A 21,841-nucleotide genomic window follows, 5' to 3' on the forward strand; every position below is an offset into this window, starting at 1 on the left:
GCATTGCGACGTCGCGCATTTACCGCTACCTTAACCACACTCCATTTATCGCCTGAGGCGGAGCTTCGCCCTTTTGAAATACCTTGCTTCCTTTCGCACGACCCTGAAAATCTCGCGCTACCTGTTCAGAGCGTTGGCGTTGTTGATTTGGCTGCTCATTGCCTTTGCCTCGGTGTTCTACATCGTGAACGCCCTGCATCAGCGGGAGTCTGAGATTCGCCAGGAGTTTAATCTCAGTTCCGATCAGGCCCAGCGCTATATTCAACGCACGTCGGATGTGATGAAAGAGCTCAAATATATCGCTGAGAATCGCCTGACGGCGGAGAACGGCGTACTGGCTTCGCGGGCGCGTGACGATAAAACAGTGGTCCCAACCTTTCAGCCGCTGTTTGCCGATTCAGACTGTGCGGCGATGGGCAATGCATGGCGGGGATCGCTGGAGTCGCTGGCATGGTTTATGCGTTACTGGCGCGACAACTTCTCTGCCGCATACGACCTGAATCGCGTATTTCTCATTGGCAGCGATAATCTCTGCATGGCGAATTTTGGCCTGCGCGATATGCCCGTCGAGCGCGACAACGCGCTGAAAGCGCTGCACGAGCGGCTTATGAAGTACCGCAATGCGCCGAAGGATGAGTCCGGAAACAATCTTTACTGGGTGGGGCAGGGGCCGCGTCCGGGGATCGGTTATTTCTACGCGCTGACGCCGGTCTATCTGGCAAATCGTCTCCAGGCATTGTTAGGCGTCGAACAGTCCATTCGGGTGGAAAACTTCTTTACGCCGGGCAGCCTGCCGATGGGAGTGACCATTCTGGATGAAAATGGCCATGAGCTGATTTCACTGACCGGACCGGAAGGCACCGTTAAGGCGGAGCCTCGCTGGATGCAGGAGCGCTCCTGGTTTGGCTATACGCAGGGCTTTCGTGAGCTGGTGCTGAAGAAAAACCTGCCGCCGTCCTCGCTGAGCATTGTCTATTCCATCCCGGTTGATCTGGTGCTGGAACGGATCCGGATGCTGATTCTGAATGCCATTCTGCTGAACGTGCTGGTGGGGGCGGCGCTGTTTACCCTCGCGCGAATGTATGAACGGCGGATCTTTATTCCGGCGGAAAGCGACGCCCAGCGTCTGGAAGAGCATGAGCAGTTTAACCGTAAGATTGTCGCTTCCGCGCCGGTCGGGATCTGTATTCTGCGTACCGTTGACGGTGTTAACATTCTCAGTAACGAGCTGGCGCACACGTATCTGAACATGCTCACCCATGAGGATCGACAGAGGCTAACGCAAATCATCTGCGGACAGCAGGTGAACTTTGTCGATGTGCTGACCAGTAATAACACCAACCTGCAGATTAGCTTCGTCCATTCCCGCTATCGCAATGAAAACGTGGCGATCTGCGTGCTGGTGGATGTTTCTGCCCGCGTCAAAATGGAGGAGTCGTTGCAGGAGATGGCGCAGGCGGCTGAGCAGGCGAGTCAGTCGAAATCGATGTTCCTGGCGACCGTCAGCCACGAGCTGCGCACTCCGCTGTATGGCATTATCGGTAACCTCGATCTGCTGCAAACTAAAGCGTTACCAAAAGGGGTCGATCGCCTGGTGACAGCGATGAATAACTCCTCCAGTCTGCTACTGAAAATCATCAGCGACATTCTCGACTTCTCGAAAATTGAATCTGAGCAGTTGAAAATTGAACCGCGCGAATTTTCGCCGCGAGAGGTGATGAGTCACATTACGGCGAACTATTTGCCGCTGGTAGTGCGCAAGCAGATCGGATTGTACTGCTTTATTGAACCGAATGTGCCGGTTGCGCTCAATGGCGATCCGATGCGCCTGCAGCAGGTGATTTCTAACCTGCTGAGCAATGCGATTAAATTTACCGACATCGGCTGCATTGTACTGCATGTTAGCCGCGATGAGGATTATCTCAGCATTCGGGTGCGGGATACCGGCGTCGGGATACCGGCGAAAGAGGTGGTACGCCTGTTCGACCCGTTCTTCCAGGTCGGTACTGGCGTGCAGCGCAATTTCCAGGGAACGGGGCTGGGACTGGCGATTTGCGAAAAGCTGATCAGTATGATGGACGGTGATATTTCGGTCGATTCCGAACCCGGGATGGGCAGCCAGTTTACGGTGCGTATTCCGCTGTATGGCGCGCAATATCCGGCGAAAAAAGGTCTCGATGGACTGGCCAGAACACGCTGCTGGCTGGCGGTGCGTAATGCCTCGCTGTGTCAATTTGTTGAAAACAGCCTGACGCGCAACGGCGTCGAGGTGAGGCGTTATGAAGGCCAGCCCCCGGCGAGTGACGATGTATTGATTACTGACGATGCACTGGAACAGCCGTGGTCAGGGCGTGCGGCGGTCATTTTCTGTCGTCGTCACATCGGTATTCCACTGGAAAGAGTACCGGGGGAATGGGTGCACAGCGTTGCGTCGCCGCATGAACTGCCGGCGCTGCTGGCCCGGATCTACAGTATTGAACTGGACGATGAAGAGCTCGCCTCCGCGTTACCGGCCCCGGAAAAAGCGGCAGCCACCAATGATGACATGATGATCCTGGTGGTTGACGATCATCCGATTAACCGTCGTTTGCTGGCCGATCAGCTGGGATCGCTGGGGTATCAGTGCAAGACCGCTAATGATGGTGTGGATGCTCTGAACGTGCTAAGCAAAAACCACATCGATATCGTATTGAGCGATGTCAACATGCCTAATATGGACGGTTATCGTCTGACGCAGCGTATTCGTCAGTTGGGACTGACGCTACCGGTAGTTGGAGTGACAGCAAACGCCTTAGCTGAAGAGAAGCAGCGTTGTCTGGAGTCGGGGATGGACAGCTGTCTGTCGAAGCCGGTCACGCTGGACATTCTTAAGCAGACGCTGGCGGTGTATGCGGAGCGGGTCAGGAAAACGCGGGGTTAAAAATGCCGGATGGCGGCTTTGCCTTATCCGGCCTACAAAACGGGGATGTTTTCCGTAATGAGTAGGCCTGATAAGCGGAGCGCCATCAGGCATTTTGCAACGGAAAGAAAAATTAGTCTTTGTCTGCCGGGCTCAGGGTCACGGAAGAGAGATAGTTCAGCAGGGCGATATCGTTCTCAACGCCCAGTTTCATCATGGCTGATTTCTTCTGACTGCTGATGGTTTTGATACTGCGGTTCAGTTTCTTGGCGATCTCAGTGACCAGGAAACCCTCGGCAAACAGGCGCAGGACTTCACTCTCTTTCGGAGAGAGACGTTTGTCGCCGTAGCCACCCGCACTGATTTTTTCCAGCAGGCGAGAGACGCTTTCCGGGGTGAACTTTTTGCCTTTTTGCAGCGCCGCGAGCGCTTTCGGCAGATCGGTAGGCGCGCCCTGTTTCAGGACAATCCCTTCGATATCCAGATCAAGAACCGCGCTCAGGATTGCCGGGTTATTGTTCATGGTCAGAACAATGATCGACAGGCTCGGGAAATGGCGCTTGATATATTTGATCAGAGTGATCCCATCGCCGTACTTGTCGCCCGGCATAGAGAGATCGGTAATCAACACGTGCGCATCTAATTTTGGCAGGTTGTTGATCAGTGCTGTGGAGTCTTCAAATTCGCCGACAACATTCACCCACTCGATTTGTTCAAGTGATTTGCGAATACCGAACAGTACAATCGGATGGTCATCGGCAATAATTACGTTCATATTGTTCATGTAAAGGCTACCTTGCTACAGCAAGCTCTTGACGTAGGCGTCAATGTCGCTGATGTATTTTTCTATTCCTGGAGCATCTTTCTCGCGAATCAGATGTTCCAGCGTTTCACATAACTGCTTGCCGGGTACCAGATTTAGCATGGCAAACACGCCTTTCAGGCGGTGAGCCGTTTGGGCTAGCGCAGCAAAATCGCTGATTGCTGCCTCAGTATACAACCTCTTAACATCATCCGGTACTGTGTCTACAAATAGTGCGTAATAGCCGCTGGCATGAAGTTCGGCGTTTTCATCACCGCCCAGAGGGGATTCCGGGATCGCTTCCTGCGCCAGTTGCTCTTCAATTAGTTGTAGTACAGCTTCCTGCATAGCGTTGCTCATATTAAAGTTGACGCGAAGCTGGCCAGGGCCAATTTTCCGCACGCCTGACTCATCATCGCTTAAAAGCAAGCCGGAGGCAGTAAGATTAGACGGATTATCAGTTAAAAAGAGATCATATTCTTGACTTATGAGTCTCTCATCCGGAGTGATGCAGGTCGCTCCCCAGTTTTCCAGCTGACGAAGCACGATGTTGCGAACCTCGTTAGAGGTCACGTCGATCATGACGCTGACATCATCCAGCAGACGTTCCTCGTCTTCGCTATGCTGGTCGAGCGGAGTCATTTTAACATGGACTGTATAGCGTGTACCCAGCGCATCTCGCGCTTTTATGTTCAAATGGCCGCCGAGTTTACGCGCCAGCTGATCGCATAACCAGAAGGCCAACGGATTAGCTTTGCCGTAGCGATCTTTCTGCGTCTCGCTGATGAACGGGAAATGCAGGTTGTCAATTTCGCTTAACGTCACACCTTCACCGGTATCCAGAATGCGGAATGTCAGGCGCTCGGCCACCGACTCATCCTGATCCACCTCAAGCGTGATTTTCCCAATCTGGGTGGTTGTCACCGCGTACTGCATCAACAGCAGTAAGATTCGCCGCAGCGCATTGCGATCGCCACGACGCTCGTCGTTTGCCTTCAGATGATTGTTGATGAGCAACTGAAGCCCTTTGCGCTTCATGGCGGGCAGCACTTCAGGTACGACTTCGTCAATCAGCGCCTGAATCGAGAAAAGGGTGGGTTCACTCTTCCAGGTGTCGCTTTCGAGCATATTTGCCAGTTGAATTTCATCGATCATACGGACCAATACGTCAGCATGATTCGCCAGTTGCGGTGCATCAGGCGTTTGCACCTGTGCAACCTCTGCCGCCAGCGCTTTGAGCGGGTCTTTTAACGTCTCGCTAATGTTTTGCATAAAGGCCGCGCGGCCCTGCTGATTTTTTTCGTATAACCGCTGTGCCTGTTTGAGCTTTTTGTTCACCAGCACTTCACGATCCTGGTCGCGGATAATAAAGATCTGGGTGCGCGGAGCGACCTGGCTGCGGAACAGGCGTATCTCATACAACTCATTATTGACGGTCGCCTGGATCACGCCCTGATGTTGTTCCGCCATGCTGGTGATGTTTTGCAGATTCAGATGCGGCAACAGATGGTCGGCAATTTTATTGCTCATCACCGTGCGGTTCGCCTCCTGGTCATGCACCAGCAGACCCAGCGGCAGCAGGGAGACAATCTCTTCATTAATCGCCCGCAAAATACGCAGCTCATTATTGGCTGCGGTATTCGGCGCGAGCTCTGTCGTGCGACCCGGCTGGTTACGGAAGGTGGTATAGCCAAACAGCGCGAGAGCCAGCAGCCCGATATTCAGCAACAGCGGTAACAGGATGTTTTGCAGCGTATCAAGCAACAGCGTACCGAACGGCACCTGCCAGACCAGTCGCATTCCCGTCGAGTTCAGCGCCGAAGAGATCTCAATTTTCGAACTGTTAAAGCTGATGCTAACGCTGTCAGGTGATTCTTTATCCGTATTGCGCGTACTGACAGGCGTGGCGTCCGGTTCAAGGCGGAAACTGTCCAATGGCATGCCGGGTGGAATGAGATCATTGATGGGCAAATCAAAGGCGACAACGGTCGCCAGATGTCCCGGCTGATTAAAGGTGGTCCGCAGGGTAAAGTAGTGACCATTTTGCCAGGCAAGACGACGCAGCGATGAAAAGCTTTCCCGTTCGTCCAGCGCATTCGCCTGCTGAAGCATCTCTGCCCGGCGTGAATCGACAATACTGCCGATGGTGGATTCTTTAAATCCCGAAGAGAGATCTTTCAACGGCAGCGTCGAGATAAGGGTCAGACTGTTGTCCTGGCCGTTGAGATAATACATGGACCACGGCACCGTTTCGGCACCCCACAGGGTGTCGAGGTAGGTCGAGATACGCTGCGTCATTTCCAGCGTTGAACTGTCATGGGAGCCAAAGATCAGCGCTTCGGTTTTACGACGTGGTTTTTCGAGATAGTAAACGTCCTGTTTCAGGCGGGTTTCCTGCAATCCTTCGCTGCTCGACGGATTCGCGGTCGCCGCGATGTTGTCATAGATTTGCCAGGTTGCGTAGCGCCAGGTATCGACACGTTTATGGATAGCATGGGTGATATCGACGATTTGATAGCTCTTATCTTTCAACCACGCGTTAACCGCGCTTTGCACCATCACACCCATCGTCACCAGCAACACAATGATCAGCAATAAAAAGAAACGGGTAATGCTTCCCGGCAGAAGGGAGAATCGGGACGTAGCCGTTGTATCAGACTGACTCATTCGTGGTTATGACCTGTAAAACAACGCAGAAGGTGAAAGGGCAGTATAAAGGGTACGGTGCGAATTTCCACATTCTCTACTCATTGATGTTCTGCATTTTTTGCCAAAAAGAATTCATCAGTTGGATGACGTAAAAGTGTACAGCGCCGCCTGCTACGTACAAATATTACCCGACGCGTGAGGACAAATAGCACGAAATAACAAGAAATTGGTTTCTGATATCAGTCGGTGACTGAATGAAGGGAAATAGTTAATAGTTGTTATTATTTTTGTGCGGTAGCACAAAAAGAGAAATAAAGTGTAAAGAAGGGTAAAAAAAAGCCGGACGCATCGCATCCGGTTGAAATAGGGGTAAACAGACATTCAGAAATGAATGACGGTAATAAATAAAGTTAATGATGATAGCGAGAGATATTTTAGTGATGCGTGACGATTTTGTTTTGTCATTCAGTGCTATGAAAATTATTTATTTAAATATTTGTTTTTGTTTGTGTTTTTATATTTCTTGAGTGATCGTGCTTATTTTATGTCTTTTTTAAGCCAAAAAAAAGTTCCCTGATATTTACATTTTGAAACACCTATGTGGATAAATGAAACATCTTAAAAGTTTTAGTATCATATTCGTGTTGGATTATTCTGCAATTTTGAGGAGAATGAACTTGCCGACTGGTTAATGAGGGTTAATCAGTATGCAGTGGCATAAAAAAGCAAATAAAGGCATATAACAGAGGGTTAATAACATGAAAGTTAAAGTACTGTCCCTCCTGGTACCAGCACTGCTGGTAGCAGGCGCAGCAAATGCGGCTGAAATTTACAACAAAGACGGCAACAAATTAGACCTGTTCGGTAAAGTCGACGGTCTGCATTATTTCTCCGATGACAAGAGCGCTGATGGCGATCAGACCTATATGCGTATCGGTTTCAAAGGCGAAACCCAGGTTAACGATCAGATCACCGGTTACGGCCAGTGGGAGTATCAGATCCAGGGTAACGCGCCTGAATCCGAAAACAACTCCTGGACTCGTGTTGCATTCGCGGGTCTGAAATTCGGCGATGCGGGTTCTTTCGACTACGGTCGTAACTACGGCGTAGTTTATGACGTAACCTCCTGGACCGACGTCCTGCCAGAATTCGGTGGCGACACCTACGGTTCTGACAACTTCATGCAGCAGCGTGGTAATGGCTTCGCGACTTACCGTAACGCTGATTTCTTCGGTCTGGTTGATGGCCTGAACTTTGCCCTGCAGTATCAGGGTAAAAACGGCAGCCCATCAGGCGAAGGTGCTGATGGCTTAGCTTACACCGGCGTAACGAACAACGGCCGTGAAGCACTGCGTCAGAACGGCGACGGTGTTGGCGGTTCCGTGACTTATGACATCGGTGAAGGCTTCGGTCTGGGTGCGGCAGTGAGCAGCTCCAAACGTACTGATGAGCAGAACAAAGCGGCTTATCTTGGTAACGGCGACCGTGCTGAAACCTACACCGGCGGCCTGAAATACGACGCTAACAACGTTTATCTGGCAGCACAGTACACCCAGACCTATAACGCAACGCGCGTAGGCGGCCAGGGTTGGGCAAACAAAGCGCAGAACTTCGAAGTGGTTGCTCAGTACCAGTTCGACTTCGGTCTGCGTCCGTCCGTTGCTTACCTGCAGTCCAAAGGTAAAAACCTGGGGACTCTCAACGGTCGTAACTACGACGACGAAGATCTGCTGAAATATGTTGATGTTGGCGCAACCTACTACTTCAACAAAAACATGTCCACCTACGTTGATTACAAAATCAACCTGCTGGATGACAACAGCTTCACTCGTGATGCCGGTATCAGCACCGACGACATCGTTGCACTGGGCCTGGTTTACCAGTTCTAAGTTTGCTTAATGTCGATAAAAGGCCCTTCGGGGCCTTTTTTTGTGCGGTTTTACGGCGTACAACCGTCGGTTTTTGGTGTACTCTTGCGCCTCTTTCCCAGGAGGACAATCACGTATGGAAATGAACGTTGCTCGTGCGATCATACTGGCTGCGACACTCTTTTTTACCGGGTGCGATAACTCGCCAGACACGGCGCAAACGCCTGCTATGGCTCCGGTTGTGCTGGAAGGGAAAACAATGGGCACCTTCTGGCGCGTGAGCGTGGTCGGGCTCGATGCAAAATCGGCAGCGTCGCTGCAAACGAAAATTCAGACGCAACTGGATGCCGACGATCAACTGCTCTCAACCTATAAAAATGATTCGGCGCTGATGCGCTTTAACCTGTCGAAAAGTCTTTCTCCCTGGCCTGTCAGCGAGGCGATGGCGGATATTGTGACCTCAGCGCTGCGTATTGGACAAAAAACGCAGGGCGCGATGGACATCACCGTCGGGCCGTTGGTGAATTTATGGGGATTTGGTCCCGACAAGCAGCCGGTCCAGATCCCGACACAGGCGCAAATTGATGCGGCAAAAGCCCGCAGCGGGTTGCAGCATCTGACGGTGATCAACCAGGCGAAACAGCAGTATCTGCAAAAAGATCTGCCGGATTTGTTTGTCGATCTCTCCACCGTCGGTGAAGGTTACGCTGCCGATCACCTGGCACAGTTGATGGAGCGGGAAGGTATCGCCCGCTATCTGGTCTCCGTCGGTGGGGCGCTGAACAGCCGCGGGATGAACGCCGAAGGGCATCCGTGGCGGGTGGCGATCCAGAAACCCACTGACCGCGAGAACGCCGTTCAGGCGGTGGTGGATATTAACGGGCACGGCATCAGTACCTCCGGCAGTTACCGCAACTATTACGAGCTGAACGGCAAACGCCTCACCCATGTTATCGATCCGCAAACGGGCCGTCCGATTGAACACAACCTGGTGTCGGTGACGGTGATTGCGCCAACGGCGCTGGAGGCGGATGGCTGGGATACCGGGCTGATGGTGCTCGGTACGGAGAAAGCCAAAGAGGTCGTACGCCAGGAAGGACTGGCGGTGTATATGATCATCAAAGAGGGGGAGGGATTCAAAACCTGGATGTCTCCACAGTTTGAAAGTTTCCTCATCCGTGAACAAAATTAAAAAGCAAGATTGCGGGTTTTCGTGTGATGGGTTTCGGACACACTGCAGCTAAGCAGGCACTAAGCTTAACGAAGGAGTCCAGAATGAAAAATTATCAACGCGTCAATGACGAGCAGCGCTGGCAATCGGTGTTAGAGCGCGATGCTGATGCCGACGGTCAGTTTGTTTTTGCAGTGCAAACGACCGGGATCTTTTGTCGACCTTCCTGTACGGCAAAACATGCGCTGCGAAAAAACGTCCGCTTCTTTCCCGATGCGCAGGCCGCGCTGATGGCAGGGTTTCGCCCGTGTAAACGCTGTCAGCCGGATAAAGCCAACGCCCGGCAGCACCGGCTGGATAAAATTACGCATGCCTGCCAGCTTCTGGAGCAGGAGAGCCCAATAACGCTCAATGTTCTGGCTGAGAAGGTGGCGATGAGCCCGTATCATCTGCATCGCTTATTCAAAGCCACAACCGGGATGACGCCCAAAGCCTGGCAACAGTCGTATCGCGCCCGCCGCCTGCGCGACGCCCTGAGTCACGGCGAAAGCGTGACCCAGGCGATTCTGAATGCCGGTTTTCCAGACAGCAGCAGCTACTATCGTAACGCCGATGCAGCGCTTGGGATGACGGCAAAACAGTTCCGCCGCGGCGGTGACAAACTGGCCGTACGCTATGCGCTGGCTGATTGCTCACTCGGACGCTGTCTGGTGGCGGAAAGCGAGCGGGGGATTTGCGCCATCTTGTTAGGGGATGACGATGCGGCGCTGATGGCTGAACTGCTGACGTTGTTCCCGGCTGCTCAGGCTCAACCCGCCGACCGTCATTTTCAGCAGCGTATTCACCGCGTCATTGCCAGTATTGACGGGCGTGACGCCGCGTTGTCGTTGCCGCTGGATATTCAGGGTACCGCGTTTCAACAGCAGGTCTGGCAGGCGCTGCGTACGATTCCTTACGGGGAGACCGTAAGCTATCAGCAACTGGCAAAAGCGATCGGCAAGCCGAAAGCGGTTCGTGCCGTCGCCAGCGCCTGTGGCGCAAACAAACTGGCGATCGTGATCCCCTGTCACCGCGTTGTACGGAGCGACGGTTCGCTTTCCGGTTATCGTTGGGGTGTATCGCGTAAGGCGCAGATCCTGCGGCGCGAATCGTCTGATGAGGGGGCATAATGCTCGATCTGTTTGCCGATTCGCAACCCTGGCAGGAACCGTTGGCACCCGGTGCGGTCATTTTGCGCCGCTTTGCCTTCAGCGCAGCGCCGCAACTGGTACAGGAGATTGAGACGATCGCCCACCAGTCACCGTTTCGTCAGATGATCACCCCCGGTGGTTATACGATGTCGGTGGCGATGACCAACTGTGGACGGCTGGGCTGGACGACCGACAGTCACGGCTACCTCTATTCGCCTGTCGATCCGTTGACGGGGCTCGCCTGGCCTGACTTCCCTCCGTCCTTCCTGCGTCTGAGCCAGCAGGCGGCTGCGGCGGCGGGCTACGCGGATTATCAGCCGGACGCCTGCCTGATCAACCGCTATGTGCCTGGCGCAAAGCTTTCGCTGCATCAGGATAAAGACGAGCCGGATCGGCGCGCACCAATTGTGTCGGTTTCGCTGGGCTTACCGGCTGTCTTTCAGTTTGGCGGTCTGAAACGTAGCGACCCGCTGACGCGCATTCTGCTGGAACACGGTGATGTGGTGGTCTGGGGAGGAGAATCTCGTCTGTTCTACCACGGTATTCAGCCGCTGAAGGCCGGGTTTCATCCGGCAACCGCTGACCGCCGTTACAATCTGACTTTTCGCCAGGCAGGTAAAAAAGAATAAAAATAAGAATTATTATTGCTGAACGCGGTGAGATGTTTAAACTGCGGGCTGTTATTCCTTGTCCAGGTTGTATGAATGGAACTACTTCTTCTTGTCTGGCGGCAGTATCGCTGGCCATTTATTAGCGTGATGGCGCTCAGCCTCGTCAGCGCGGCGCTGGGGATTGGCCTTATTGCTTTTATCAATCAGCGTCTTATTGAAACCGCCGATCCCTCTCTGCTGGTCTTACCGGAATTTCTGGGCTTACTGTTGCTGCTGATGGCGGTGACGCTGGGCTCACAACTGGCGCTCACCACGCTGGGGCACCACTTTGTCTTCCGACTGCGCAGTGAATTCATCAAACGTATTCTCGATACGCACGTTGAACGTATTGAGCAACTGGGCAGCGCCTCTCTGCTGGCCGGGTTGACCAGCGATGTGCGCAACATCACCATTGCCTTTGTCCGTCTGCCCGAACTGGTACAGGGGATCATTCTGACCGTCGGCTCGGCGGCGTATCTGGCGATGCTGTCGACCAAAATGCTGTTGGTGACGGCTATCTGGATGGTGATTACCATCTGGGGCGGTTTTATGCTGGTGTCGCGGGTTTACCGGCATATGGCGACGCTGCGTGAAACCGAAGATAAGCTGTATAACGATTATCAGACGGTGCTGGAAGGACGCAAAGAACTGACGCTCAACCGCGAGCGGGCGGAGTATATCTTTAACAACCTCTATATTCCGGATGCCAAAGCGTATCGCCACCACATTATACGCGCCGATACTTTCCACCTCAGCGCCGTAAACTGGTCGAATATCATGATGCTCGGCGCGATTGGTCTGGTGTTCTGGATGGCAAACAGTCTCGGCTGGGCGGATACCAACGTTGCGGCGACCTACTCATTAACGCTGCTGTTCCTGCGTACGCCGCTGCTGTCGGCGGTGGGGGCATTACCCACGCTGCTGACGGCGCAGGTCGCTTTCAACAAGCTTAACAAATTCGCACTGGCGCCATTTAAGGCTGAGTTCCCGCGCCCGCAGGCGTTCCCGGGATGGAAAACCCTCGAACTGCGTAACGTCATGTTTCACTATCAGGACAACGCGTTCTCCGTGGGACCGGTGAATCTGACGATTAACCGCGGTGAGCTGCTGTTCTTAATCGGCGGCAATGGCAGCGGTAAATCGACGCTGGCGATGTTGCTGACGGGGCTATACCAGCCGCAGTCCGGGGAAATTCTGCTGGACGGAAAACCTGTCAGCGCCGGAACGCCGGAAGATTATCGCAAGCTCTTTTCGGCTGTGTTTACCGATGTCTGGCTGTTTGACCGACTGCTGGGACCGGAAGGTAAACCGGCCGATCCTGCGCTGGTTGAGAAGTGGCTGGAGCACCTGAAAATGGCGCACAAGCTGGAACTGAGCGATGGCCGGATCCTGAATCTGAAGCTGTCGAAAGGGCAGAAAAAACGCGTGGCGCTGCTGCTGGCACTGGCGGAAGATCGCGACATTATTCTGCTTGATGAGTGGGCGGCCGATCAGGATCCGCACTTCCGCCGCGAGTTTTACCAGGTGCTGCTGCCGCTGATGCAGGAGATGGGGAAAACCATTTTCGCCATCAGCCACGATGACCACTATTTTATTCATGCCGACCGTTTGCTGGAAATGCGTAACGGACAGCTGAGTGAACTGGTGGGCGATGAGCGTGACGCCGCGTCACGCGATGCGGTCGCGCGTACGGCCTGATCTCTCAGACCGTTGTCCCGATGGCGCAACGCTTTTCGGGGCGGCGGTTCTTTTTTTATCCATCTGACGCCCCCGTTTATTGTTATTTACATAACCTCGCGCCATGCTTAATGGCATCTCATATCATGGATTTATGATTAATGTTCGCAAAACACAAAAACAGCGCAAGGCTGCGTGATGAAGAGCGTGCGCGGCTGATCTGGCTGCTCACCACCGATAAAGCCATCGTTTCCACTCTGTTAGGCAAGCTCACCCTGGCTGAGCAATATGATGTCGGAACGTTATCCGACGATATTGCTGAGGTAGGCGCGCTGGTCGAGCATCTTCCGCCGCCCGACCTCGCGGATACCCTTGAAGCACTCCCGTCAGAAGAACGTCACGCCCTCTGGCGGCTGATCGAAAACGAAAAACGCGGTTACGTGCTGCTCGAAGCGTCAGAAAACGTCTGGGACGACCTGATCGACGAAATGACCGATCGGGAGTTGCTTGAGGCGCTGCAATATCTCGACATCGACGAACAGATTTACCTGGTTCAGCACCTGCCGCGTAACCTCACTGGCCGGTTGCTGGCGACGCTGCCACCCGAAGAACGGGCTCGCGTGCGTCAGGTTATGCATTACGAAAAGAATCGCGTCGGCGCGATCATGGAATTCGAGGTCATTACCGTTCGCCCGGACGTGACGCTGGAAGTGGTGCAGCGCTACCTGCGTCGTTTGGGCAAAATGCCGGAAAACACCGATAAGCTGTTCGTCACCCGCCGCGACAAAACGCTGGTCGGGGAACTGACCCTGACCTGTATTTTGCTCAACGACGTGCAGAGCAAAGTCAGCGAAGTGATGGATGACGATCCGCTGACCTTCGCCCCGGAAGACAAAGCGGAAAACGCGGCGCGCACCTTCGAACGTGACAACCTGGTCAGTGCAGCAGTGGTCGATCCTTCCGGCAAACTGATGGGACGTTTAACGATCGACGAGATCGTCGACGTGGTGTACGAAGAGACGGATACCGATCTGCGTCGGATGGGCGGGTTGAGCGCTGAAGAGGACGTTTTTGCGCCCGTTCCCAAAGCGGTGAAAACGCGCTGGGCGTGGCTGGCTATCAACCTGTGTACCGCGTTTGTTGCCTCCCGCGTGATTGATGGCTTTGAGCACACCATCTCACAACTGGTGGCGCTGGCGTCGCTGATGCCCATTGTCGCCGGGATCGGCGGGAATACCGGTAATCAGACCATCACCATGATTGTCCGGGCGCTGGCGTTACAAAACATTCAGCCGGGTAACCTGACGTTTCTTATTCTGCGCGAGATGGGCGTGGCGCTGGTGAATGGCCTGGTCTGGGGCGGGATCATGGGCGGGATCACCTGGTGGCTGTACGACGACATGGCACTCGGCGGGGTGATGACTCTGGCAATGATGCTGAACCTCTTAATGGCGGCGCTGATGGGGGTGATTATCCCGATGACGATGGTGAAGCTCGGGCGTGACCCGGCGGTCGGCTCGAGCGTGATGATCACCGCGATTACCGATACCGGCGGGTTCTTTATTTTTCTTGGGCTGGCGACGCTGTTTCTGATGTAGCGCGCCGTTTACGCGTCATAACGCGGGGCAGTAACCCCATAGCCCCCACGCCGGCAACCACGCCAATTGCCAGGTTGCCGGTGAAGACCGTTGCGCCAACGGTAATGACCATCACCAGCGTTTCCACCATGGGCAATGTTGTCAGGGTGGCAGGCTGGATGCTGTGCCAACTGAACGTTTTCACCGCCACAATCACCATGATTCCGGCCAGAACCGACATCGGGATTTTCGCCATCACTTCGCTCAGCGCGGTCACCAGCAGCAGTAAAACCAGTCCGGCGGCGATCGTCGACACGCGACTGCGGCCTTTACCCATCTCCACATTCACGATGGTCTGCCCGATCATCGCGCAGCCGGCAATACCGCCGTAAAAACCCGCCAGAATGTTGGCCAATCCCAGCCCCGCGCTTTCACGATTTTTATTCGACGGCGTGACCGTCAGGTCATCAACCAGCTTCGCCGTCAGCAGCGACTCCATCAGCCCCACGAAAGCGATACTCAGTGCACAGGGCCAGATAATCGTCAGCGTCTGCAGGTCCAGTGGGACCAGCAGTTGCGTCAGTCCCGGCAGGCCACCGCTCATTGCGCCTTCGTCACCGACGGTCGGCAGCAATTGCCCGGTGGTCGCGGTAAACAGCGTCAGCAAGACAATGGCAATCAGCGGCGCAGGAATGCTTTTAATCACCCGCGGTACCCACAGCACAATCAGCAGCGTTAAGGCAAATAGTCCCCAGATGAGTGGGCTTTTGCTCCAGAAATGGGGAACCTGGGCGAAGAAAATCAGAATACCGAGGGCATTTACAAAACCGGTCATGACGGCGGTGGGAATAAAACGCATCAGCCGCGCCATTCCGGTGACACCAAACAGTATCTGAATGAGTCCGGCCAGTACCACCGCAGGCAGGATGTATTGTACGCCGTGCTGGTGCACCATCGGGCCAATCACCAGCGCAACAGAACCCGCTGCCGCTGTGACCATTGCCGGACGACCGCCCATGAAAGACATGGCCAGACAGAGAACCACCGAGGCGATCAGGCTAACTTTCGGGTCAACGCCAGCGATCACTGAAAAGGAAATCACTTCCGGGATCAGCGCCAGCGCGGTGATGACTCCCGCCAGCGTTTCGCGTACCAGCAGACGTGGGGCGCGAAGAACACCAGTGACGGTGTGTTCCGCTGCCAGGGCAGGAGTTGAAGGGGTTACAGACATAGTTACTCTCAGGGCGGAAAGGGCCTGATAACAGCAGACCGACAGGCGTCCGTGCGGTGAATAATAAAGCGCCGCATAGTACCTTTCTGGAGCGTCTGTTTCCAGAAAATATTGCGAATAACCCTATAAAGATTCAACGTATTTTTAACGTTTTTAAAATCTAAATATAATTTATAAACAATATTTAAATATTTTTACTGAAATGTTAACGTTGATGCCGCTTGATTTTCACCTGCAAAAAGCAAAAAACGATACTAAAAGTAAGGCATTAACCATATGAAAAAAGTGACTGCCATGCTCTTCTCGATGGCCGTAGGGCTGAATGCTGTCTCGATGGCGGCAAAAGCGAAAGCGACGGAAGAGCAGGAGACGGATGTACTGTTGATCGGCGGCGGCATCATGAGCGCTACATTGGGAACGTATTTACAGGAACTGGAACCCGGCTGGTCGATGACCATGGTGGAGCGTCTGGACGGTGTTGCGCAAGAGAGTTCAAACGGCTGGAACAACGCCGGTACAGGGCACTCCGCGCTGATGGAACTGAACTATACGCCGAAGAAAGCCGACGGGAGTATCAGTACCGAAAAGGCAGTCGAGATTAACGAAGCTTTCCAGATTTCCCGCCAGTTCTGGGCGCATCAGGTCAAGAGCGGCGTCATGCATGACCCACGCTCTTTTATCACCACCGTTCCGCACATGAGCTTTGTCTGGGGTGATGAGAACGTCAACTTCCTGCGCGCCCGCTATGCGGCACTACAGCAGAGCACGCTATTCCGTGGTATGCGCTATTCCGAAGACCACGCGCAAATCAAAGAGTGGGCACCGCTGGTGATGGAAGGGCGCGATCCGAAACAGAAAGTCGCCGCCACGCGGACTGAAATGGGAACGGACGTGAACTACGGCGAAATTACGCGCCAGTTGATTGCCTCATTGCAGAAAAAGCCTAACTTTGCGCTGGAGTTGAGCACCGAAGTCCGCGGTTTTAAACGCAACGACGATAACACCTGGACAGTGACCGTCGCCGATCTGAAAAACGGCGAGGCGGAACATAACATCAAAGCCAAATTTGTCTTTATCGGCGCGGGTGGCGCAGCGCTGAAACTGTTGCAGGAGACCGGTATTCCTGAAGCCAAAGAGTATGCGGGCTTCCCGGTCGGCGGTCAGTTCCTGGTCGCAGAAAACCCGGACGTGGTGAATCGCCATCTGGCGAAAGTGTACGGACAGGCTTCCGTGGGCGCACCGCCGATGTCGGTCCCGCATATTGATACCCGCATTCTGGACGGCAAACGCGTCGTGCTGTTTGGGCCGTTCGCCACTTTCTCCACCAAATTCCTGAAAAACGGTTCGCTGTGGGATTTGCTGAGTTCCACCACACCTTCCAACTTCATGCCGATGGTCAACGTGGGGCTGGATAACTTCGATCTGGTGAAATACCTGATTAGCCAGGTGATGCTGAGTGATGACGACCGCTTCGACGCGCTGAAAGCGTACTATCCGCAGGCGAAGAAAGCGGACTGGCGTCTGTGGCAGGCGGGTCAGCGCGTACAGATCATCAAGCGTGATGAAGACAAAGGGGGCGTACTGCGTCTGGGGACGGAAGTGGTGAGCGACAAAGAAGGGACTGTTGCTGCGCTGTTGGGCGCCTCACCGGGCGCATCCACCGCGGCACCGATCATGCTCCACCTGATGGAAACGGTCTTCAAAGATAAAGTGAGTACGCCGCAATGGCAGGCGAAGCTGAAAACGATTATTCCGTCTTACGGTACAAAACTGAACGGCAACGTTGAGGCGACGCAGCAGGAGCTGCAATACACCAGTGAAGTGCTGGGGTTGAAATATGACCAGCCGCAGGCGGCAGATACGCTGCCAACACCGCAACTGAAGCCTCAGGCGCAAGCACAGCCAGAGCGCAAGGAAGTCGCGGACATCGCGCTGTAACCCCATTGCCGGATAGGGCGCTCAGGCCGCTATCCGGCAATGTTCTCTTAGCGCGTTACCGCGTTCTGCACGTTATCTTCCGCTTTCCAGATGCGGAATTTCACATCAACATTTGCCGGGGTATACACCACGATCGGCAACTTGCTGTTGTAGCGCAGCATACCGTCATCGCCCAGATACGCGGTGACAAACTTCTGCTCTTTTTTGCCATCCGGGCAGGCCATCATGGTCGATACCGGGGAGGTAACTTTGTCAAAGACGTAGTAGTCATAGCCCCAGCCTTCCAGCGTTTTGCTTTCCAGTTTGCCGCCCAGACGATGCTGATTGCAGTCGACTTCCAGCGTCTGGCCGATCATCAGTTCCACTTTCAGAGTAGATTCATCTTCCTGATGGGGTAACTGAATGACCTGGCGTTTCATCCCTTTTTCCGCCTGCGGCCAGGGGGCGATTTTTTCCAGCGGTTGCGGGGATGTCTCAGCGGATGCCGCCCACGCAGAGGTGCTGGCGAAGGCAGCGAACAAAACGGCAGGGACTATTGTCTTCATTTTAGAGTTCACAGGGTTTCCTTTTTTATCTTATGAACGACTTCACGGCAGATTAGCACATCCATCAGAGTTAATGATCTGTCTTTACGTATTTTTTAAGTGCATTAATTGAGTGTTTATTCTGTGCGTGGTTTTTTGTACTGTAAATTGTCTTTTGTTTCGAGTAATTATCCTGATAGATATTTCGATGTATAAATAATTACATAACCCTTTGATATGTGCGGAGAAGCACATTCTGACAAGCTTCATTAACTCTCTTTTGATCCAACCACTGGTTTTACCCCAATTGGGGTATGCACCTGGAACTCATCCTTTACTATCTTACCGATCATAATAATGACTTAGTAGTAACACGGTTTTTTTATTGTCGTTCACCCAGCCGGGGGAGCGTCGTTTATGGAAGGGCGATGCCATGGTTGATTTATCCCGTCGAGGCATACTGACTGGCAGTTGGCGTAATGCTAACCGTGGGATACGTCCGCCATGGAGCATGGAAGCCTCTCAGTTTCTGTCTCAGTGCACCCGTTGCGACGCCTGTATTCAGGCTTGTGAACACGATGTTTTGCAGCGTGGCCCGGGTGGCTATCCGAGCGTTAATTTCCAACAAAGCGAATGCACCTTCTGCTACGCCTGTGCGCAGGCTTGCCCCGAATCTCTTTTTTCTCCGCGCCACACCAGGGCATGGGAGCTGATTTTTACCATTGGGCAAGCGTGTCTGGCGTATCAGTCCGTAGAGTGCCGCCGCTGTCAGGATAGTTGTGAACCTCAGGCGATTAGGTTTCGCCCCACGCTGTCCGGCATTTATCAGCCACAACTCGATAACCAGAACTGTAACGGATGCGGCGCGTGTGTCGCCAGTTGCCCGGTGTCAGCCATTACCGCGGAGTATAACCATGCACATTAACTGGCAGGTCTGCAGCCTGATTGTTCAGGCCAAAGGCGAACATGTACAGGATATCAGCACGCAGTTAAACGCATTGCCGGGTTGCGAAGTGGCCGTAAGTGACCCGCAAAGCGGTCAGATGATTGCTGTGGTTGAAGCAGAACACAGCGAAACGCTGATGCAAACAATTGAGTCGGTACGCAACGTTGCGGGCGTGCTGGCGGTGTCGCTGGTTTATCACCAGCAGGAAGAACAAGGTGAGGAAACACCATGAAACTCAGTCGTCGTAGCTTTATGAAAGCTAACGCCGTTGCGGCCGCTGCGGCGGCTGCCGGGCTAAGCGTGCCGGGCGTTGCCCGCGCAGTGGTTGGTCAACAGGAAGCCATCAAGTGGGATAAAGCGCCGTGCCGTTTTTGTGGTACGGGCTGTGGTGTCCTGGTCGGGACGCAACAGGGACGTATTGTCGCCTGTCAGGGCGATCCGGAAGCCCCGGTTAACCGTGGCCTGAACTGCATCAAGGGCTATTTCCTGCCCAAAATTATGTACGGAGAGGACCGTTTAACGCAGCCGCTGTTGCGTATGAGAGACGGTAAGTACAGCAAGGACGGCGAATTTACGCCGATCAGTTGGGAGCAGGCCTTCGACGTGATGGAAGAGAAATTCAAAACCTCACTGAAAGAGAAAGGCCCGGAGTCTGTCGGCATGTTTGGTTCCGGTCAGTGGACCATCTGGGAAGGTTATGCCGCCTCCAAACTGTTTAAAGCCGGTTTCCGCTCGAACAACCTCGATCCCAACGCGCGTCACTGCATGGCGTCAGCGGTAGTCGGTTTCATGCGAACCTTTGGTATGGACGAACCGATGGGCTGCTACGACGATATCGAGCATACCGATGCGTTTGTCCTGTGGGGCGCCAATATGGCGGAAATGCACCCGATCCTCTGGTCGCGCATCACCAACCGTCGCCTCTCCGATCCGAATGTTAATGTCTCCGTGCTGTCCACTTTCCAGCACCGTAGCTTTGAGCTGGCGGACAACGGGATGGTCTTTACGCCGCAGTCTGACCTGGTGATCCTCAACTACATCGCTAACTACATCATTCAGAATAACGCGATTAACCAGGACTTCTTCAGCAAGCACGTCAACGTGCGCAAAGGGGCAACGGACATCGGCTATGGTCTGCGTCCGACGCATCCGTTGGAAAAAGCAGCGAAAAACCCAGGTTCTGACGCCTCTGAGCCGATGAGCTTTGAAGATTACAAAGCGTTTGTGGCCGAGTACACGCTGGAAAAAACTGCTGAAATGACCGGCGTGCCAAAAGATCAACTGGAACAACTGGCGAAGCTGTATGCCGACCCGAATAAGAAAGTCATCTCTTACTGGACGATGGGCTTTAACCAGCATACCCGCGGCGTGTGGGCCAACAACCTGATCTACAACATCCACCTGCTCACCGGCAAGATTGCGCAGCCGGGCTGTGGACCGTTCTCGCTGACCGGCCAGCCTTCAGCCTGTGGTACCGCACGTGAAGTGGGCACCTTTGCTCACCGCCTGCCGGCGGACATGGTGGTCACCAACGAAAAACACCGTGAGATCTGCGAAAAACACTGGAATATCCCGGCAGGGACTATTCCGGCGAAAATCGGTCTTCACGCGGTTGCCCAGGACCGGGCACTGAAAGACGGCAAGCTGAACGTCTACTGGACGATGTGTACCAACAACATGCAGGCCGGTCCGAACATCAATGAAGATCGTCTGCCGGGTTGGCGCGATCCGCGCAACTTCATCATTGTCTCCGATCCGTACCCGACCGTCAGCGCGCTGGCGGCGGATCTGATCCTGCCAACCGCGATGTGGGTGGAGAAGGAAGGGGCTTACGGTAACGCCGAGCGTCGTACCCAGTTCTGGCGTCAGCAGATCAAAGCTCCGGGTGAGTCAAAATCCGACCTGTGGCAACTGGTTCAATTCTCTCGCCGTTTCAAAACGGAAGAGGTCTGGCCTGAAGAACTGCTGGCACAGAAACCGGAACTGCGCGGCAAGACGCTGTACGACGTGCTGTTTGCCACTCCTGCCGTGAGTAAGTTCCCGCTGACGGAGTTGAAAGAGGATCAGCTTAACGACGAATCCCGCGATCTGGGCTTCTACCTGCAAAAAGGGCTGTTTGAAGAGTACGCCTGGTTTGGGCGCGGACACGGTCACGATCTCGCCCCGTTCGATGACTACCACAAGGCGCGCGGTCTGCGCTGGCCGGTAGTGGACGGGAAAGAGACGCAGTGGCGCTACAGCGAAGGTAACGATCCGTACGTTAAAGCGGGCGAAGGTTATAAGTTCTACGGTAAACCAGACGGTAAAGCGGTGATCTTCGCGCTGCCGTTTGAACCGGCCGCAGAAGCGCCGGATGCCGAGTACGATCTGTGGCTTTCCACGGGACGTGTGCTGGAGCACTGGCATACCGGCAGTATGACGCGCCGCGTGCCTGAACTGCACCGTGCGTTCCCGGAAGGGGTTCTGTTTATCCATCCGCTGGATGCGAAAAAACGAGATATGCGACGTGGTGACAAGGTCAAAGTGATCTCTCGTCGCGGCGAAGTGATTTCCATTGTTGAAACCCGTGGGCGTAACCGTCCACCACAGGGGCTGGTATACATGGCGTTCTTCGATGCCGCACAGCTGGTGAATAACCTGACGCTGGATGCGACGGATCCGCTCTCTAAAGAGACGGATTTCAAGAAGTGCGCCGTGAAACTGGCGAAGGTGTAACACG

Annotated in this window: 15 protein-coding genes; 11 read left to right on the forward strand and 4 right to left on the reverse strand. The window is 54.0% G+C overall.

The window, feature by feature from the left end:
* The first annotated feature begins 73 nt into the window (after window positions 1-73).
* Window positions 74-2,920: a two-component system sensor histidine kinase RcsC gene (gene rcsC / locus I6L53_RS07185; RefSeq protein ID WP_042317891.1), complete on the forward strand. Its 2,847-nt coding sequence runs from the start codon at window positions 74-76 to the stop codon at window positions 2,918-2,920.
* A gap of 112 nt (window positions 2,921-3,032) precedes the next feature.
* On the opposite strand, the gene rcsB is transcribed toward rcsC, so the two are convergent.
* Together rcsB and rcsD are read right to left on the reverse strand one after the other, a co-directional pair.
* Window positions 3,033-3,683: a response regulator transcription factor RcsB gene (rcsB, locus tag I6L53_RS07190; protein ID WP_001061917.1), complete on the reverse strand. Its 651-nt coding sequence runs from the start codon at window positions 3,681-3,683 to the stop codon at window positions 3,033-3,035.
* Window positions 3,684-3,698: 15 nt separating this feature from the next.
* Window positions 3,699-6,368: a phosphotransferase RcsD gene (gene rcsD / locus I6L53_RS07195; RefSeq protein ID WP_042317894.1), complete on the reverse strand. Its 2,670-nt coding sequence runs from the start codon at window positions 6,366-6,368 to the stop codon at window positions 3,699-3,701.
* A 740-nt stretch (window positions 6,369-7,108) separates the two neighbouring features.
* Here rcsD and I6L53_RS07200 point away from each other — a divergent pair.
* The 6 genes from I6L53_RS07200 to mgtE all read left to right on the forward strand — a co-directional run bounded on the left by I6L53_RS07200 (window position 7,109) and on the right by mgtE (window position 14,504).
* Entirely contained in the window at window positions 7,109-8,239 is a 1,131-nt protein-coding gene (locus I6L53_RS07200) for a porin OmpC (RefSeq protein ID WP_042317895.1), read from the forward strand.
* 115 nt (window positions 8,240-8,354) lie between these two features.
* A complete protein-coding gene (gene apbE / locus I6L53_RS07205; RefSeq protein ID WP_042317896.1) occupies window positions 8,355-9,410 on the forward strand; it encodes an FAD:protein FMN transferase ApbE in 1,056 nt (351 codons plus the stop codon).
* Window positions 9,411-9,493: 83 nt separating this feature from the next.
* A complete protein-coding gene (gene ada / locus I6L53_RS07210; protein WP_042317897.1) occupies window positions 9,494-10,558 on the forward strand; it encodes a bifunctional DNA-binding transcriptional regulator/O6-methylguanine-DNA methyltransferase Ada in 1,065 nt (354 codons plus the stop codon).
* The gene (gene alkB / locus I6L53_RS07215) at window positions 10,558-11,208 is read left to right on the forward strand and encodes a DNA oxidative demethylase AlkB (RefSeq protein ID WP_042317898.1); all 651 of its coding nucleotides are present in this window, start codon (window positions 10,558-10,560) and stop codon (window positions 11,206-11,208) included. Before ada ends, alkB begins: the two co-directional genes overlap by 1 nt.
* Window positions 11,209-11,283: 75 nt before the next feature.
* Complete coding sequence (locus tag I6L53_RS07220; protein WP_042317899.1) at window positions 11,284-12,927, forward strand: multidrug ABC transporter permease/ATP-binding protein; 1,644 nt, start codon at window positions 11,284-11,286, stop codon at window positions 12,925-12,927.
* Between the two features lie 140 nt (window positions 12,928-13,067).
* Complete coding sequence (gene mgtE, locus I6L53_RS07225) at window positions 13,068-14,504, forward strand: magnesium transporter (protein ID WP_042317900.1); 1,437 nt, start codon at window positions 13,068-13,070, stop codon at window positions 14,502-14,504.
* On the opposite strand, the gene I6L53_RS07230 is transcribed toward mgtE, so the two are convergent.
* On the reverse strand, window positions 14,467-15,714 hold the full coding sequence (locus I6L53_RS07230; protein ID WP_042317901.1) for a SulP family inorganic anion transporter: 1,248 nt from the start codon (window positions 15,712-15,714) through the stop codon (window positions 14,467-14,469). The two genes, mgtE and I6L53_RS07230, sit on opposite strands and share 38 nt — an antisense overlap.
* 276 nt (window positions 15,715-15,990) lie before the next feature.
* Here I6L53_RS07230 and mqo point away from each other — a divergent pair, with 276 nt between their 5' ends.
* Window positions 15,991-17,652 carry a malate dehydrogenase (quinone) gene (mqo, locus tag I6L53_RS07235; protein ID WP_042317902.1) on the forward strand — a complete coding sequence of 554 codons (1,662 nt, stop codon included), beginning with the start codon at window positions 15,991-15,993 and terminating at the stop codon, window positions 17,650-17,652.
* A gap of 47 nt (window positions 17,653-17,699) precedes the next feature.
* On the opposite strand, the gene eco is transcribed toward mqo, so the two are convergent.
* The gene (gene eco / locus I6L53_RS07240; RefSeq protein ID WP_042317925.1) at window positions 17,700-18,197 is read right to left on the reverse strand and encodes a serine protease inhibitor ecotin; all 498 of its coding nucleotides are present in this window, start codon (window positions 18,195-18,197) and stop codon (window positions 17,700-17,702) included.
* 412 nt (window positions 18,198-18,609) lie between these two features.
* Between eco and napF the strand changes: the two genes are divergently transcribed.
* The 3 genes from napF to napA are packed head-to-tail and all read left to right on the forward strand — an operon-like array spanning window position 18,610 to window position 21,837.
* On the forward strand, window positions 18,610-19,101 hold the full coding sequence (gene napF / locus I6L53_RS07245) for a ferredoxin-type protein NapF (RefSeq protein WP_042317903.1): 492 nt from the start codon (window positions 18,610-18,612) through the stop codon (window positions 19,099-19,101).
* On the forward strand, window positions 19,091-19,354 hold the full coding sequence (gene napD / locus I6L53_RS07250) for a chaperone NapD (protein WP_042317904.1): 264 nt from the start codon (window positions 19,091-19,093) through the stop codon (window positions 19,352-19,354). The genes napF and napD overlap by 11 nt, the downstream gene beginning before the upstream one ends.
* A complete protein-coding gene (napA, locus tag I6L53_RS07255; RefSeq protein WP_042317905.1) occupies window positions 19,351-21,837 on the forward strand; it encodes a nitrate reductase catalytic subunit NapA in 2,487 nt (828 codons plus the stop codon). The genes napD and napA overlap by 4 nt, the downstream gene beginning before the upstream one ends.
* The last annotated feature ends 4 nt before the right edge of the window (window positions 21,838-21,841 follow it).

Origin of the sequence: Citrobacter farmeri (genome assembly GCF_019048065.1) — a bacterium.
Classification (GTDB): Bacteria; Pseudomonadota; Gammaproteobacteria; order Enterobacterales; family Enterobacteriaceae; genus Citrobacter_A; species Citrobacter_A farmeri.